Here is a 16,526-nt window from a genome sequence, read left to right as displayed (position 1 = left end):
ATTATATGTGCGGAATAGTTGCCTACGTTGGAGAGCGAGAAGCTTATCCAATATTAATAAAAGGACTCAAGAGATTAGAATATAGAGGTTATGATAGTGCAGGAGTAGCACTTTTAGGATCCTCAATTAATCTTTATAAAAAACAAGGAAAGGTTTCTGAATTAGAGAAACATACCGAAGGAAAAGATGTATCATCAAAAATAGGAATTGGACACACTCGTTGGGCCACACACGGTGCTCCTAATGATGTGAATGCTCATCCTCATATGTCGGGTGATAGTGAATTGGCTTTAATCCACAATGGAATTATTGAAAATTACGATTCATTAAAAAAGGAATTAATCAATAGAGGACATCAATTTTCAAGTGAAACAGACACTGAAGTTTTAATTCACTTAATAGAAGAAGTTAAGAAAATTGAGAAATGCTCATTATTGACTGCCGTTCAGTTAGCTCTAAAGGAAGTAATTGGTGCTTATGCGATCGTGATTTTATCTAAAGATGATCCTGATACTTTAATCGTAGCAAAGAAAAGTAGCCCGTTGGTTATCGGAGTTGGTGAGGGTGAGTTTTATGTTGCTTCTGATGCGACTCCTATCATTGAATACACAAAAAATGTACTTTATCTGGAAGATGAAGACATTGCAGTTTTGACAAAAGGCCAAAAAATTCAATTGACCAATATCAAGAACCAACAAAAGACAGCAAATACAATAGAGTTGGAAATGAAAATTGAAGCCATTGAAAAAGGTGGATACGAACATTTCATGTTAAAAGAAATTTACGAGCAACCAACATCGATTAGAAATAGTATGTTGGGAAGATTAAATACAATCAATGGCGAAGTCGTAATGGGCGGTATTGAAGAGTATGAGCACAAATTTATGAATGCAAAGCGCATCATATTTGTAGCTTGTGGTACTTCTTGGCATGCTGGCTTGGTTGGTGAATACATGATTGAGTCTTTAGCAAGAATTCCTGTTGAAGTGGAATATGCTTCAGAGTTTAGATATAGAAACCCGATCATCAATTCTGATGACATCGTTATCGCGATATCACAATCTGGTGAAACGGCTGATACTTTAGCAGCTTTAGAAATTGCGAAAGAAAAGGGTGCATTGATTTATGGAATTTGCAATGTAGTTGGTTCATCAATAGCACGCGCAACAGATGCAGGATCATATACTCATGCAGGACCAGAAATTGGGGTGGCATCGACTAAAGCATTTACCGCTCAAGTGACTATTTTGGCACTAATGGCATTGACATTGGCCAAGAAAAAAGGGTCTATTAGCGAAAGTAGATATCGAGAGTTGTCATTAGAGTTGAACAACATTCCGAATGTTGTGGAGAAAGTATTGAAAACAAACGCAGTCGTTGAATACATCTCTGACATCTATAAAGAAGCTAAGAATTTCCTTTATCTAGGTAGAGGAATTAACTTCCCTGTCGCACTAGAAGGGGCATTAAAGTTGAAAGAAATCTCCTATATCCATGCAGAAGGATATCCTGCAGCAGAGATGAAACACGGACCAATTGCATTGATTGATGCAGATATGCCAGTGGTAGCCATTGCGACTAGGAAAAACTCTTACGAGAAAGTAGTGAGCAATATCCAAGAAGTAAAAGCTAGAAATGGAAAAATTATTGCGGTAGTTACTGAAGGTGATACCGCTGTGAGAGAAATCGCTGACCATGTGATAGAAATTCCTGATGTTGACGACTTCTTTGATCCGTTGATTACAGTGATTCCTTTACAACTGTTATCTTATCACATAGCTGTGATGCGAGGATGCAACGTAGATCAACCTCGTAATTTAGCCAAGAGTGTAACGGTAGAATAAAAAACAAACAATATAGAATGTAAAAGGAGCTGAATTATCAGCTCCTTTTTTTGTGAATAGAAATGAAGTCGATCCTAATTTTCATATCTTTAAGTGTTATATAATAAGTAACTAATTGGACGGAGGAATTTTATTGTAGTATACCGCAGGGTTGCAAACCCAGCGGAGCTGATCGCCACCACCCCAATCACTTAAATTTATTCGGTAGAACATGGTAAATATGATATTCAAATTGTTTATTTTTCTCCTTTCCTTTATAAGTAAAATGGAATTAATTAGCCAACACAATGTTACTATTTCAATTTCAGGAAAGGTGATTTCCAGAGGTGGAGCATCTTATGGGATGGAAATTGGACTAGTAAACCTAGAATCAGGAGATATTTATTTTTCTAAAATGCTTTCAATATTTAAGCAAAGACATTCTGTTATTGAGAATATACCTGAAGGAAAATATCGTTTATTCTATTTTCAAGGTATTCCAGCTTTTAACACAACAGATAACGTTTATCAAGATTATTTTGGTGTATTAGAATTTAAATCTAACAACTGCTATTACATAGGAAATTTAATTGGTAGAAAGGATTTTGAGCTGAATTCACCAATTATTTATACTATCGAAGATCAAGAAATTCCCAAAGGATTAACTAAAATTTTGAAAAGGAGAAAGCTATTATCAAAGGATGAAGAAATTCTTAGAACTTATCCATATAAATCAGACAGTTTAATAATTACAAATAAGCAATAGGAATAAAATTGTATTAACAGAAATCACCATTATAAACGATTTTTCATCTCAACTATACCTTAACCTTGCTTCGCGGGATACTCCGAAGGCATTTGCAATCCTTCGGGATTCGAAGTAGGATTTTATTAGTTATCTTATAACAATCAAGTAAGTTGTAAAACACACAATTAAAGAAAATTAGTCAAATCGATCTACCACGGATAAATGTTTAGTTGGAAGACATATTTATCAAAAAAAAGAATCATTTGGAATTAAACGAAATAGATAAGTTAGTACTTTTAACTTAAATAGTAAAGATCTTTAAGATGAATAGTATTCTAAAAACCAATTCATTCCGCAGGGTTATAAACACCTGCGGAACATTCTGCTTACAAGAACATTCTGCCAAGTAGAGGTCTATATATGAAATCAGGCTATAATAATAAACATTCTTTATGGTAATAAAATTCTTACGAATAACTGTATTGATTCTGTTAATCTCATGTGGTGTACAAAAGGATATTCCTGATTATATATCTGAAAGATTTACTTATTGCTATGATGGTAACGACACAAGAATTGACTCTTTGTTGAAAATAGATGGATATTATGTTATTGCAGAGTCATTTGAAAATATTGGATATTCCTCTATGAATGAAGATACCTCATACTTTAATATCCTATTCTATGAAAATGGGCTATGTGTTTTTAATTTTTTCCCTCTTGACAATAATGGTCAAGTCATGGATAATAATTCCATGCCCCTTTTTTTTAAAACAATAATTGAGGAAAATGAAAGTATAGAAGCTTCTTATTTCTACAACAGTCGAAAATGGGGTAGGTATATTATTGAAGGAGATACTATAAAAGCACAATGTATTTTTCGACCAAAAGCTGGAGAAACGTCAAGAGTATGGGGAATTAATGAAGTATGGTATAAAATTATTAACCGTACTGCTATAATTAGAATACCGGCAAAATCACAGATCAACAAAACAACTCCAACTAATTCTAAAAATGATAAACTGCAATATCTGCCTGCTCGATTTGTATCAGTAAAGGAAAGACCACAACCTAAAAGTTGGCTTCTGGAAGAAGCTTGGTTCTGGTGTAAAGAAGCAAAGTAATATTTTCCTAAAGCACATTCAAAAAATTAAACAGAATAGCACTGTTAAATATATAATGTTAATAGAAAAGGAGATTGCTTGTAATTTTTTCAACGTAGCTATCCGTCCTACTTCATCCACATTATAAACTGATCGTTATTCTCGTACTGACTGATGTCTTTGGTAGCGATAAGCGCTATAACGTCCACTAATGGAATTAACCCAAACCCACCACCAAGTGTGAGGGAATAGGCAATGGGAACATTTGGCTTGGTTCCTAAATAAATGCGATGTACGCCAAAGTGCCCTAAAGCTACACCTAGTAGAATAGCCTTTAGTTTTTTGTATTTCACTTCTTCCTCTAGGTTTGGAATCAACGGAGAAGCATCGCTAGCCAATCGGGTGAATTGACTCAATTCAGCATCCAATTGTGTTTCCAACTCTGATTGAATCAACTGAAACTGTTTGTACGAAATAGAAACAGCAGGAGAAGCGATTGCTTTTCCTGCTGTAAAATAGCCAATTATGATTGGCAATATAATTCTAAAAATAGGCTTCAATTAAGAAGCTTTATTTAAGTTTTCTTCCACTTTTGACCAGTTCACTACATTAAAAAATGCATTGATGTAATCAGGTCTTCTGTTTTGGTAGTTTAAGTAATAAGCGTGCTCCCAAACATCAATTCCTAAAATTGGTGTTCCATTGCATTCTACTACATCCATTAAAGGATTGTCTTGGTTTGGAGTAGAACATACTTTTAACTTTCCACTTTCTACACATAACCAAGCCCATCCTGAACCAAACTGAGTAGCAGCTGCTTTAGAGAATTCATCTTTAAATGCCTCAAAAGAACCGAAACTAGAATTGATTAGGTCACCGATTTTTCCTGTTGGAGTTCCACCTGCATTTGGACCCATAATGTTCCAAAATAGTGAATGATTGTAAAATCCACCACCATTGTTTCTAATTGCAGCTGAATGCTTTGAAATGTTTGCTAAAATCGACTCAATCGATTTCCCTTCCAATTCTGTTCCTGCAATTGCGTTGTTTAAATTGGTAGTGTATCCGTTATGATGCTTACTGTGGTGAATTTCCATAGTTCTTGCATCGATATGTGGTTCTAACGCATCGTATGCGTAAGGTAGTTTTGGTAACTCAAATGACATAATATAACTGTTTTAAATTATTAATTGTTGATTGAACTCAAAGGTAAGACTAAGAGCAGATAATTAAAAATTAGGAAACACATATTTGAACGCTATTAACGAACATTAATATTTACTTAAAGTAACACTTCTAAACGCATTCTAATTAAAAACTTATTGCTTGTGCAACTTCTAAGTGCAGTAATTCTGCAAATTTTAATACTCAAGGTTGAATACTTCAAATAATACAAGATGTAATAATTTGATTATAATATATTTATAGATAATATTGGATAAAAATAATAAATTATACAATTTTTTGTTGCTATGTTAATTTATCTATATTTGCAAAAATTTTTTAACCGTTTTTTAACACACAACAAAATGAAAAAATTATTCGCAGCAATGATGTTAGTTTCAGCTATGGGTTTATACTCTTGTGGTAACGCTAACCAAGAAAATGACGTTCAAGAAGAAGCATCAGAAATGATCAACGAAATGGACGAGTCTATGGAAGATGCAGCTGATGAAGCTGGTGAAGTTATGGAAGATGCAGCTGAGTCAGCAGATTCTACAATGCAAGAAGCTGGTGATGCAGTTCAAGATGCTACCAACTAATATCGAAAGATCTTAAGTAAAAAGCCGATTCAATTGATTTGAATCGGCTTTTTTGTGTTTTAACGTTATTTGAAATTAAATTTCAAATACATAGAATAGTAGAATACTATTTTAAAGCCTCTACTGCTTTAGTAATGGTAATGTCTGTGGAGTTCACAATCGGATAAAAAACTTCATCGCCATATAAATTTCGTCCTATTGTCGCTTTCAGTCTATTCTTTATTAAGTCAACTGATTCTTTTAAGCCTGCTTCATCTTTATCAATTCCTTTTTCGGCAGCATAAGCAATAAACTCATTCATCAATTGACTAGAAATTGAGAATTTCTTTAAGAAGTTCTCCCCATTACTGTATTGATTTAAAATCTCTTTTCGGTGTTTGTCGGTATACTCAAATCCAAATTGATAAAATAATCCACGGTAATTCAACTGACCAAAATATTCACTTGCCCCAATTGTATCTATTGGAACAAACAAATCAGGCATAATTCCACCACCACCATATACAACTTTACCGCCGGGGGTAGTGTACTTCAAAGAATCTACAAAGTGAATGGAATCTTTAGACTGTAATTCTCCTGAGGTAAACCGTTCATAAGCCTCACTATTATAAGCATCAATTCCTTTTTCATACGATTTTTGGATGCTTCTACCCGTTGGGGTATAATATCGAGCTACAGTCAAACGAATTCCAGAACCGTCGGGCCATTGTATCCCTTCTTGCACCAACCCTTTCCCAAAAGATCGTCTTCCTACAACCAGCCCTCTGTCGTTATCTTGAATAGCTCCTGCTAATATTTCACTCGCAGATGCCGAGTTTTCATTCACTAAAACGGCCACTTTAATGTCTTCTAAACTTCCTCTTGAGGTAGCATAAAATTCTTCTTTAGATCTAGCTTTACCTTTCGTATACACGATCATTTTCCCTTTCGGTAGAAATTCATCTGCCATTTCAGTAGCTGAAGTTAAAAATCCACCTCCATTATTTCTCAAATCGATCACCACACTTTTCATCCCTTTTTTCTTGAGCGTATTGGCAGCTTCCAAAAATTCTTCATGTGTGTTTTTGGCAAAACGAGTCACTTTTATATAACCCACTTCATTGTTCAACATATAAGCTGACTCCACACTGTGCAAGGGAATTTCATCTCGAGTTATCGTAAAATCAATTAATTTAACTGTTCCAGGTCGATGAATAGACACATTTACCTTTGTTCCTTTAGGTCCTTTCAGCAACTTCATCACCCGTTGATTATCCACACCAACTCCTGCTACTAAAGAAGTATCCACTTTCACGATTCTATCGCCAGCCATAATTCCTAATTTCTCAGAAGGTCCTCCACCAATTGGATTCACAATCATAATAGTATCATCCGTAATTCTAAACTCCACCCCAATGCCATCAAAATTCCCCTCTAACGGGTCATTCATCGCTTTATAATCCTCTACAGGAATGTAATAAGAATGTGGATCTAAAGATTGTAATAATTCACTAATCGTAGTTTCTAACAATTCATCTTGATCAATGGTGTCCACATAGTCGTTTTCAATGTAAGACATTACTTGATCCAACTTGCTAGAGTTACTAAGGTCTGGCTGAAATGGCAATCCCATTTTACTACCGGAAGCCATTTGTTTTCCCATGAAAATACCGCCAACTAGCACCAAAGCCAATAAAAGCGGTAAAAAGAGAACTATTCGTTTGTATTTATTATCCATTTTTAATCTAAGTCTGAAAGTTGAACAGTTTCTACTCCGGCTTGTTCTAAAAATTTTAAACCGCTATCGTCTTTGTATGAATTTATATAGACCACTCGAGTGATTCCTGCTTGCAATACTAATTTACTGCACTCTTTACATGGCGAAAGTGTAATGTATAACGTAGCTCCTCGAGAATCATTGGCCGACTTTGAAACTTTTAATATGGCGTTTGCTTCTGCATGCAATACATACCATTGAGTATCTCCATTTTCATCTTCGCAGCAATTGTCAAACCCTGTCGGCGTGCCATTGAATCCATCGGAAATAATCATGCTGTCTTTTACGATTAAAGCACCCACTTGCTTTCGCTTACAATACGACAAACTTCCCCACTCCTTCGCCATTTTCAAATATGCTTTATCATATCGCATTTGTTTGGAGTGGCTGTTGTATTGTATTTTCATAATTGACAAAAATAAGGATGCTAATAATTATACCAGCATAAATATGATGAATGGAAATGTATTAATTGTTAAAAGATGAAATATAATCCATGATAACTTTTGGAAAGTTTTCATGTTCCAAATTCTGAATTTTCAACGCTAGCGACTCTGTAGTTTCGTTTTTAGCGACTTCAATTGAAACTTGCTTTAAAATCTTCCCTTCGTCGTAATTCTCATTCACTAAATGAATGGTAATGCCACTCTCTTTTTCATTATTGGAAAGTACAGCTTCGTGCACATGTATTCCGTACATCCCTTTTCCCCCATATTTAGGCAATAAAGCAGGGTGAAGGTTTATGATTCGATCAGGAAATGCGGCAATTAATTCAGGTGATACTTTTAGTAAAAACCCAGCTAAAACAATAAAATCAATCTGCCGATCCTTTAAATACTGAATAATATCTTTTGGTTGAGTAAATTGAGTTTTAGTAAAAACAATGCTTGGAATCCCCAAAGCTTCTGCTCGAGCAAGCGCACCACATTGTTCTTTGTTCGACACAAACAACACTACTTTAATTTCTAAATTATCAAAGAATTGAACGATTTGTTGGGCATTTGTCCCACTACCAGAAGCAAAAACTGCGATCTTCGTCATTACTTTTTAGTGCAAAAATACTTCAAATTAGTAGTTTTAATGTGACAATTTAATTGAATAATTAATTCAACAAAAGCAATGTCCAAATCAAGTAATTATATTCCATTTGAATACGAAAAAATTCAATCCAATGAAATGCTGGAAAAGAGTGATTCATTTTTTAAAATGATGAACAAAAGAAGGTCCATTCGACACTTCTCAGATGAAGAAATTCCAATAGAAGTGATTGAAAACATCGTAAAAACAGCTTCTACGGCACCTTCAGGAGCACACAAACAACCATGGACTTATTGCATTGTCTCAAATTCAGAATTGAAATCTAAAATAAGAAAAGCGGCAGAAAAAGAAGAATTTGACAATTACAATGGCAGAATGAGTGAAGAATGGCTGAATGATCTTGCCGTTTTTGAAACCAACTGGGAAAAGCCCTTTCTTGAAATTGCTCCCTATTTAGTTGTCATTTTTAAACAGACTTACGGTATGAATGACGATCAAAAAAATAAGCATTACTATGTAAACGAATCAGTTGGAATATCTGCCGGACTATTTATAGCTGCTGCGCATCAAGCCGGACTAGCCACATTAACCCATACTCCAAGTCCTTTGAATTTTTTAACACAATTGTTAAATCGTCCAATAAATGAAAAACCTTTTTTGCTCATACCAATTGGCTATCCTGCGGTGGGTGCAAGCGTTCCAAGAATCGAGCGCAAACAATTAGAGGATTTTGTCGTATCTTACAAATGAAATTTCGAAAATAAATTTTGATATTGCACGAATTACTTTTTTCTTTGCAGCTTGTAAAAACAATAAAAAACTTAAAACAATGGCAGATACATCATCAAGAGTAAAAGCAATTATAGTAGACAAATTAGGTGTAGATGAGAACGAGGTTACACTAGAAGCAAGTTTTACCAACGACCTTGGCGCTGACTCTTTGGATACTGTAGAATTAATTATGGAATTCGAAAAAGAATTCAACATTGCTATTCCAGACGACCAAGCTGAAAAAATTGGTACAGTAGGAGAAGCAATTAAATACATTGACGAGAACGCAAAGTAATTTTTTCTTTTAGAATGAAATTAAAGCGAGTAGTAGTTACCGGCCTAGGAGCCCTTACCCCTATTGGAAACAACATCCAAGATTATTGGACTAGTTTGATCAATGGAGTGAGTGGAGCAGCTCCAATTACACAGTTTGATGCTTCCAAGTTTAAAACACAGTTTGCTTGTGAGCTAAAAAACTATGATCCTAATAATTATTTTGACAAAAAAGATCACCGAAAGTTGGATCTATTTGCTCAATACGCATTGATTGCTGCTGATGAAGCAGTTTTAGATAGTGGTATTGACGTAGAGAAAATTAATTCTGATCGAGTTGGAGTAATCTGGGGTGCAGGTATTGGTGGACTTAAAACTTTCCAAGATGAGTGTATTAATTTCGCTCTTGGAGATGGAACTCCTCGCTTCAATCCGTTTTTCATTCCAAAAATGATAGCAGATATAGCCCCTGGACATATTTCGATGAAATATAATTTCCGGGGGCCTAATTTCACAACTGTATCTGCTTGTGCTTCCTCTACCAATGCAATTATTGATGCATACAATTACATTCGATTAGGAATGGCAGACGCTTTCATAACTGGAGGATCTGAAGCAGCAGTAAATGAAGCAGGTATTGGAGGTTTTAATGCATTGCATGCCCTTTCAACCAGAAACGATGATCCTAAAACGGCATCTCGTCCGTTTGATTTAGGCCGAGAAGGTTTTGTATTAGGAGAAGGTAGTGGTGCATTGATATTAGAAGAATATGAGCATGCAATTGCTCGTGGTGCTAAAATTTATGCAGAAGTTATCGGAAGCGGTATGTCTGCTGATGCACACCACATTACAGCACCTCACCCAGAAGGTCTTGGTGCGCTTAATGTAATGAAGAATGCCTTGGCTGATGCTGAGTTAACCATTGCTGATATTGATTATATTAATGTGCATGGTACTTCCACTCCGCTTGGAGACATTGCAGAAACAAAAGCTATTCGACAAGTATTTGGTGAAAATGCTTACAACTTGAACATTAGTTCTACAAAATCTATGACCGGCCACCTACTAGGTGCAGCAGGAGCGATTGAAGCTATTGCATCTATCTTGGCGGTTAAAAATGACATTATTCCTCCAACTATTAACCACTTTACTGACGATCCTGAATTTGACCCTAGGTTGAATTTCACCTTCAATAAAGCACAAAAAAGAACTGTAAATGCTGCATTAAGCAATACATTTGGTTTTGGTGGGCATAATGCTTCTGCAATTTTCAAAAAATACAATGGCTAATTGAGCTTATTTCGGGGTATAAAATATTTTTTTCTTCCTGAGAAAAATAAGTACCGAACCCTCAAACTTATTCTAGGATTTCTACCTGGAAACATTGAGTTGTATGAACAAGCGTTTAGACATAAGTCAGCTGCAGAGGAAAGCGGCAATGGAATAAAAAATTCCAATGAACGACTAGAGTTTCTTGGTGATGCTATTTTAGATGCAATTATTGCAGACTATTTCTTTCTCAAATTTCCCTATAAAGGTGAAGGCTTTCTAACAAAAATGCGATCGAGAATGGTAAGCCGAACCTTTCTTAATGATTTGGCTATAAAGCTAGACTTAGATACATTTTTAGAAATATCAGATGGAGTAGTCAATGCAAAGTCCGTTTATGGGAATGCCCTAGAAGCATTGATTGGTGCCATCTATTTAGACAAAGGTTATGAACTGACTCGTAAATTTGTAGTAGAACGAATCATTTCAGATCATGTAGACATGGATGCTCTATTGACGTTAGAAAGTGATTTCAAAAGCAAACTTATCATTGCAGCCCAAAAAGAAAAAAAGGTGTTGGTTTTCGATGTAAAGTTGATGGAAAACGACACATTCAATTACTACGTCGCCACAATTTATATCAATGAACGACCCATTTGTGAAGGTAAAGGAAACACAAAGAAACAAGCTGAACAACAAGCTTCTCAAGTGTTTTTTGAGCGTGGTTTTAAAATTTAACACCAATTTAAAACCGCCTACTTCTTATCCATTATACATTGATTAACTTTGTCATCGAAATGCATTGTGGTCATGGGTAAAATTACATTAGAGTTAGAAGAAGATTTCGATTTTGAACTATTCGGAATTAGTTGCCACTCTAAAGATTATCGACTATCATTTGAGCTAGATAGAACCTTAGGATTCGACTTTATAAAAGAAGAAAATCTGGAGATTAAATTAAAAGAAGGCTTTGCGGAATTTTCATTCTATTCATTTATTGATGATGAAAATTACACTGAATACTATTTATTGTCCAATCGAGGCTCGATGGGTTATTTGGTGCCGGAAGAAAAGCTTTCAGATTATTTCTTACTCATCAAAGGACTACAGCACGATGAAAAAGAAATACTTAAAAAAATAAATGAAATAAAGCTTGTTTTAAAAGCTTATACTATTAAAGTAGAAGAACTTAAATCTAAAAGAAATTTAATCTTTTAGTCAATTATTAAAATTATGAAATCAGATAAAAAAACAAAAATCGTTGCGACCATCGGACCTGTAACTTCTTCAAAATCAATGTTGAAGCAAATTATAGAGGCTGGTGTAAACGTTTGTCGAATTAACTTTTCTCATGGAAGCCATGAAGATCACTTGAAAGTGATTCAACGAGTAGCAGAAATAAACAAAGAAAACGGTTACCACACCGCAATATTAGCTGATCTACAAGGACCTAAAATTCGAATTGGTGAAATAGAAGATGGTTCTGTAAACATCACAAAAGGCGATCAAATTACATTCTCGACAAACAAAATTGTTGGTAATGCATCTAAAGTATACATCAACTACGATCAATTTCCTAAAGACGTTGCAGTTGGTGAGAGAATCTTGATAGATGATGGGAAATTGGCAATGAAAATTATCTCAACGAATCAAAAAGATGAAGCGGTTGCTGAGATTTTAAATAGTGGTGTTTTGTCTTCCAAAAAAGGAGTGAACCTCCCAAATACGAAAGTTTCATTGCCTTCTTTAACCGAAAAAGATAGAATTGACTTGGAGTTTGCAATTGAGCACAATGTTGAATGGATTGGACTTTCCTTTGTGAGAAGCGCAAGAGACATCATCGAGTTGAAACACATTATTAAGTCGAAAGGAAAAACTTCAAGAGTTATTGCAAAAATTGAAAAACCTGAAGCGGTGGCCGACATCGATGACATCATCGCTAAAACGGATGGAATCATGGTAGCTAGAGGTGACCTCGGAGTAGAAATTCCTATGGAAGAAGTTCCTTTAGTACAAAAAGACATTGTGAAAAAATGTTTAGTTGCTGCTAAGCCAGTAATTATCGCCACTCAAATGATGGAAAGCATGATTACTAACATTAGCCCGACTAGAGCTGAAGTAAATGATGTAGCTAACGCCGTTTTAGATGGTGCCGATGCAGTGATGTTATCAGGCGAAACATCTGTTGGTGCTTATCCGCTGCAAGTAATTGAATCCATGGTGAAAATTATTGAGCAAATGGAAACTTCAGAAAGTATTTACCACCAAGAAACGTTACCCACTTCAATTGAAGATGAGCGCTTTATCTCTGACTCTATCTGCTTTAATGCAGGTAGATTAGCAGCACGAGTGAATGCAAAAGCCATAGTAACCATGACTCACTCTGGATACACGGCGATCAAAATATCTAGTTTCCGTCCAAAAGCAGGAACTTATGCCTTTACAGGGAATCATTCTCTGTTGAATACGTTAAGTTTAGTTTGGGGAGTTAGGGGTTTCTATTACGATAAGTTCGTAAGTACTGACCACACCATTGCAGACATTAAATTCATTCTAAAGAAAAATGGATTTGTAAAAGAAAAAGACCTCATCATCAACTTGGCTAGTATGCCAATTTCAGATAAGGGCCAATCGAATATGCTGAAGTTAAGTTTTGTTGACTAAAGTGTATTAAAAGGTTAATTTAATATTAAGCCCATTGTTAGAAACAACTAGCAATGGGCTTTTACTTTATCCAAACTTTAATCTTTCATCGGTTAAAAGCACTGATTCCCCTGCAAATAAAAGGCTTCAGTAGAATTTGATATTGTGTTAAAATTGATTCGTGCCAATTAGCTAGTTGCTGTTCATAGTTTTGCAGTACTACTACACTAATGAAACAACTCAAATGTTTAACTCTCTTCGGACACAGCTTTTCGTAATTTTTATCCTGTTTTCAATGCTGTCGGCGTTGGCCAGTATCCTCACCTACTCCTACTTCGACAAAAAAGCACAAATTATAGAAGTAAGCAATCACTTCAATCAATTAAAATCTAGTTTTCAATCCATCCGATTAGCTCAAGAGAATTTTTACAGACAAGACTTAATAGATACTATTTATTATTTTACTGGGAACAGTCATTACTTAAACGAGTCGGTAGAGTACACTTCCTATTTTAAGCAAGAGATGAATTCCTTGGTTGATCAATCATCTATCACTGATCTCGAACTATCTCCCCATTTTGAAAAGATTACTAATGAGTTTGAATCATATATATTTTACTTCAATCACTTGAAAGGTCTTCTACAGACTAGAGGTTTCAAAAATTATGGGATTGAAGGCAAGATGAGAAACTATGCGCATGAGATGGAAGACAATAAAGCGATACCGCTTAAACAAGTACTTCAACTTCGACGTCATGAGAAAGACTTCATCATTAGACAGGACATTAAATATGTATCCACTTTTAATGCCTTAGTTAAAGAAATCAGCCAATCAAACAAAGAAAATGAATTGCTCTTTCAGTATGCCTCTTCATTCAACAAATTTGCCGAATTGGAGCAATCTATCGGTTTAAAAACAAATACAGGATTAACCAAACAAATAAACGAACAAGCAGAAACAGTCAATTTTTACCTCAAAAAGACAGAAAGTGAATTGGAAAGCAAATCGAAATCAATTCTCTATCAACTAGGAATTATCTATTCAATAGTTATACTCATATTTGTTTTAATAAGCGTCTTCGGTTCCTTCCTACTTTCAAAAAGGGTGAGTAAACGAATTTCAGCGTTGAGTAATGGGATTGCCTATTTCGTCGATTCAAATTTCACCATGCGAAGTCCAATTCTAGTAACCAACAAAAAAGATGAAATTAGCAAATTGGTTCAAAACGTTAAAAAGTTAGAAGAAGAAATTGTCAACTACATTAACTTATTCAAAGAAAAAGTCGATGAAAAAACTGCAGAAATTTTAATTAAAAATTCCAAGATTGAAGAACAAAAGAATAAGATTGTACAACAGCATGCAGTTTTGGAAGCCAAAAACAAGGACATCACTGATAGTTTAAGGTATGCCCGAAGAATTCAACAAGCATTAATGCCATCTAGAGAAAACTTTGATGAACTTTTTAAGGAATATGCCTATATTTTTCAACCCAAAGACATTGTGAGTGGAGATTCTATTTGGGTCAATAAATTAGGTAATCAATTGCTATTTGCTAGTGTGGATTGCACAGGACATGGTGTTCCTGGCGCATTTATAAGTATACTAGCAATCAATTCATTAAACGAGGCAATTAAGTCAAACTTAAACGATCCAGCAAGTATTCTAGCCATTGCCAATGACCTGATGTACTATTCTTTAAAACATTACAGAATAGACAAAAGTGGAGAAGGAATAAAAGACGGAATGGACATTTCATTGTGCGTATTTAATCCGAAAACACGTGTGTTGAATTATGCAGGAGCAAACAATTCTGTTTTCATCATCAGTAAAGAAGAGCGAGTAAAAGAGGCTGAAGGATTAAATAAAGTTGAACAGATGAACAATGTCTTCATCACTGAATTAAAACCAAGCAAACTCTCAATCGGTACAGAATCAAACATTGAACTTGGTGCGATTATCAATCAATCTATTCAATTGCAAAAAGGCGATTGTGTGTTTCAACTTTCTGATGGATATGTGGATCAATTTGGAGGAATAAGGGGTAAAAAGTTTAAAAAGAAACAGCTAAAAGAACTACTGACCTCATCTTATGAATTGAATCTTTCTAAACAACAGGTAGAACTAGAAAATACCATGCATAAATGGATGGAAGGCTACGAGCAAGTAGACGATATCTCCCTGTTTGCTATTCGAGTTTAACTCAATTTTGAGTACTTTCATTTTTTAAATTAAAAATTCAAGTATGTCAATAAATACCGCATTATTAAAGCAAATCTGTGAAATATCAGGCGCTCCGGGTTTCGAGCAGCGCATTAGAGAACTAGTGATAAAAGAAATTACACCTTTAGTTGATGAAGTTAAAGTCAACAATATGGGAAATGTATATGCCATCAAGAAAGGAAAATCAGGCAAAAAAGTAATGATAGGCGCACATATGGATGAGATTGGATTCATTGTAAACTATATAGATGACAAAGGATTTGTCCGTTTTCATCCGCTGGGTGGATTTGACCCCAAAACATTGACTTCTCAGCGCGTGATTATACATGGAAAAGAAGACGTGATGGGCGTAATGGGAAGTAAACCCATTCATGTGATGTCGCCTGAAGAGCGGACGAAAGGCGCAAAAATAACCGACTATTTCATCGATTTAGGAATGTCCAAAGAGGAAGTAGAAAAGATTGTTACTATTGGTGATCCTATCACTCGATACAGTGAATTAAAGGAGTTGGGAAACTGTGTAAACTGCAAATCCATTGACAATCGGGTTTCTGTATTTATTTTGATTGAAGCATTGAGGGAACTAAAAGACAAAGAAGTTCCTTTTGACGTCTACGGCGTTTTTACGGTACAAGAAGAAGTTGGGATTCGCGGAGCCAATGTTTCAGCACTCGACATTCAACCTGATTTTGGGTTTGGATTGGATACAACTATTGCATACGATGTGCCCGGTGCAAAACCTGAAGAAATGGTGACAAAGCTAGGTGAAGGAACTGCAATAAAAATTATGGATTCGTCTACTATTTGTGATTACAGAATGGTGAAGTTTATGAAAGAAGCTGCCGACAAACACAATATTAAATGGCAACCAGAGATTTTGCCTGCAGGAGGAACAGACACTTCAGGAATTCAGCGCATGAATGCAGGAGGAGCCATTTCAGGCGCTATCTCTATTCCGACGAGGCATATTCATCAAGTGATAGAAATGGCCGATAAAAACGACATTAGAGCAAGTATCGATTTACTTAAGGTTTGCTTGATTGAGCTGGACAGTTACGACTGGAAATTTTAATCTCAATTGATATAAATAAAAAGGGCGATTATTTTAATAATCGCCC

At 35.2% G+C, this 16,526-nt stretch carries 17 protein-coding genes; 12 read left to right on the top strand and 5 right to left on the bottom strand.

The annotated features are described in order from the left end of the window. Positions 1 to 5 precede the first annotated feature (5 nt). The 3 genes from glmS to ACTB0X_RS04420 all read left to right on the top strand — a co-directional run bounded on the left by glmS (position 6) and on the right by ACTB0X_RS04420 (position 3,695). Positions 6 to 1,844: a glutamine--fructose-6-phosphate transaminase (isomerizing) gene (gene glmS / locus ACTB0X_RS04430; RefSeq protein ID WP_463023785.1), complete on the top strand. Its 1,839-nt coding sequence runs from the start codon at positions 6 to 8 to the stop codon at positions 1,842 to 1,844. A gap of 265 nt (positions 1,845 to 2,109) precedes the next feature. Further along, positions 2,110 to 2,589 carry a hypothetical protein gene (locus ACTB0X_RS04425; RefSeq protein WP_463023784.1) on the top strand — a complete coding sequence of 160 codons (480 nt, stop codon included), beginning with the start codon at positions 2,110 to 2,112 and terminating at the stop codon, positions 2,587 to 2,589. Positions 2,590 to 3,023: 434 nt separating this feature from the next. Further along, positions 3,024 to 3,695, top strand: a complete 672-nt coding sequence (locus tag ACTB0X_RS04420) for a hypothetical protein (RefSeq protein WP_463023783.1) — start codon at positions 3,024 to 3,026, stop codon at positions 3,693 to 3,695. A gap of 107 nt (positions 3,696 to 3,802) precedes the next feature. On the opposite strand, the gene ACTB0X_RS04415 is transcribed toward ACTB0X_RS04420, so the two are convergent. Continuing rightward, the gene (locus tag ACTB0X_RS04415) at positions 3,803 to 4,234 is read right to left on the bottom strand and encodes a TM2 domain-containing protein (RefSeq protein WP_463023782.1); all 432 of its coding nucleotides are present in this window, start codon (positions 4,232 to 4,234) and stop codon (positions 3,803 to 3,805) included. Continuing rightward, a complete protein-coding gene (locus tag ACTB0X_RS04410; protein ID WP_463023781.1) occupies positions 4,235 to 4,840 on the bottom strand; it encodes a superoxide dismutase in 606 nt (201 codons plus the stop codon). It abuts the gene before it with no gap. Between the two features lie 363 nt (positions 4,841 to 5,203). On the opposite strand from ACTB0X_RS04410, the gene ACTB0X_RS04405 reads away from it, so the two are divergent. Beyond that, complete coding sequence (locus tag ACTB0X_RS04405) at positions 5,204 to 5,437, top strand: hypothetical protein (RefSeq protein ID WP_463023780.1); 234 nt, start codon at positions 5,204 to 5,206, stop codon at positions 5,435 to 5,437. Positions 5,438 to 5,543: 106 nt separating this feature from the next. Here ACTB0X_RS04405 and ACTB0X_RS04400 read toward each other — a convergent pair whose 3' ends face one another. The 3 genes from ACTB0X_RS04400 to purN form a co-directional block, all read right to left on the bottom strand. Continuing rightward, positions 5,544 to 7,154 carry a S41 family peptidase gene (locus ACTB0X_RS04400; protein WP_463023779.1) on the bottom strand — a complete coding sequence of 537 codons (1,611 nt, stop codon included), beginning with the start codon at positions 7,152 to 7,154 and terminating at the stop codon, positions 5,544 to 5,546. A 2-nt stretch (positions 7,155 to 7,156) separates the two neighbouring features. Next, the gene (locus tag ACTB0X_RS04395; protein ID WP_463023778.1) at positions 7,157 to 7,600 is read right to left on the bottom strand and encodes a deoxycytidylate deaminase; all 444 of its coding nucleotides are present in this window, start codon (positions 7,598 to 7,600) and stop codon (positions 7,157 to 7,159) included. Between the two features lie 61 nt (positions 7,601 to 7,661). Continuing rightward, on the bottom strand, positions 7,662 to 8,234 hold the full coding sequence (gene purN, locus ACTB0X_RS04390; RefSeq protein ID WP_463023777.1) for a phosphoribosylglycinamide formyltransferase: 573 nt from the start codon (positions 8,232 to 8,234) through the stop codon (positions 7,662 to 7,664). 78 nt (positions 8,235 to 8,312) lie between these two features. Between purN and ACTB0X_RS04385 the strand changes: the two genes are divergently transcribed. The 8 genes from ACTB0X_RS04385 to ACTB0X_RS04350 all read left to right on the top strand — a co-directional run bounded on the left by ACTB0X_RS04385 (position 8,313) and on the right by ACTB0X_RS04350 (position 16,480). After that, on the top strand, positions 8,313 to 8,981 hold the full coding sequence (locus ACTB0X_RS04385) for a nitroreductase family protein (protein ID WP_463023776.1): 669 nt from the start codon (positions 8,313 to 8,315) through the stop codon (positions 8,979 to 8,981). Positions 8,982 to 9,060: 79 nt separating this feature from the next. Then, positions 9,061 to 9,297 (top strand): acyl carrier protein, encoded by a 237-nt coding sequence (locus tag ACTB0X_RS04380; RefSeq protein WP_463023775.1) that lies wholly within the window; start codon positions 9,061 to 9,063, stop codon positions 9,295 to 9,297. Between the two features lie 14 nt (positions 9,298 to 9,311). Beyond that, positions 9,312 to 10,565, top strand: a complete 1,254-nt coding sequence (gene fabF / locus ACTB0X_RS04375; RefSeq protein WP_463023774.1) for a beta-ketoacyl-ACP synthase II — start codon at positions 9,312 to 9,314, stop codon at positions 10,563 to 10,565. Next, the gene (gene rnc / locus ACTB0X_RS04370; RefSeq protein ID WP_463023773.1) at positions 10,566 to 11,282 is read left to right on the top strand and encodes a ribonuclease III; all 717 of its coding nucleotides are present in this window, start codon (positions 10,566 to 10,568) and stop codon (positions 11,280 to 11,282) included. It begins immediately after the preceding gene. Positions 11,283 to 11,354: 72 nt separating this feature from the next. Beyond that, positions 11,355 to 11,762 carry an IPExxxVDY family protein gene (locus ACTB0X_RS04365; protein ID WP_463023772.1) on the top strand — a complete coding sequence of 136 codons (408 nt, stop codon included), beginning with the start codon at positions 11,355 to 11,357 and terminating at the stop codon, positions 11,760 to 11,762. Positions 11,763 to 11,777: 15 nt separating this feature from the next. Further along, complete coding sequence (gene pyk / locus ACTB0X_RS04360) at positions 11,778 to 13,208, top strand: pyruvate kinase (protein ID WP_463023771.1); 1,431 nt, start codon at positions 11,778 to 11,780, stop codon at positions 13,206 to 13,208. A gap of 223 nt (positions 13,209 to 13,431) precedes the next feature. Further along, positions 13,432 to 15,387 (top strand): PP2C family protein-serine/threonine phosphatase, encoded by a 1,956-nt coding sequence (locus ACTB0X_RS04355; protein WP_463023770.1) that lies wholly within the window; start codon positions 13,432 to 13,434, stop codon positions 15,385 to 15,387. 43 nt (positions 15,388 to 15,430) lie between these two features. Next, positions 15,431 to 16,480, top strand: coding sequence for a M42 family metallopeptidase (locus ACTB0X_RS04350; protein WP_463023769.1), 1,050 nt, complete (start codon positions 15,431 to 15,433; stop codon positions 16,478 to 16,480). The last annotated feature ends 46 nt before the right edge of the window (positions 16,481 to 16,526 follow it).

The sequence above is a fragment of the Acidiluteibacter sp. genome (assembly GCF_055129545.1).
This window is presented reverse-complemented; position numbering and strand designations above follow the sequence as displayed.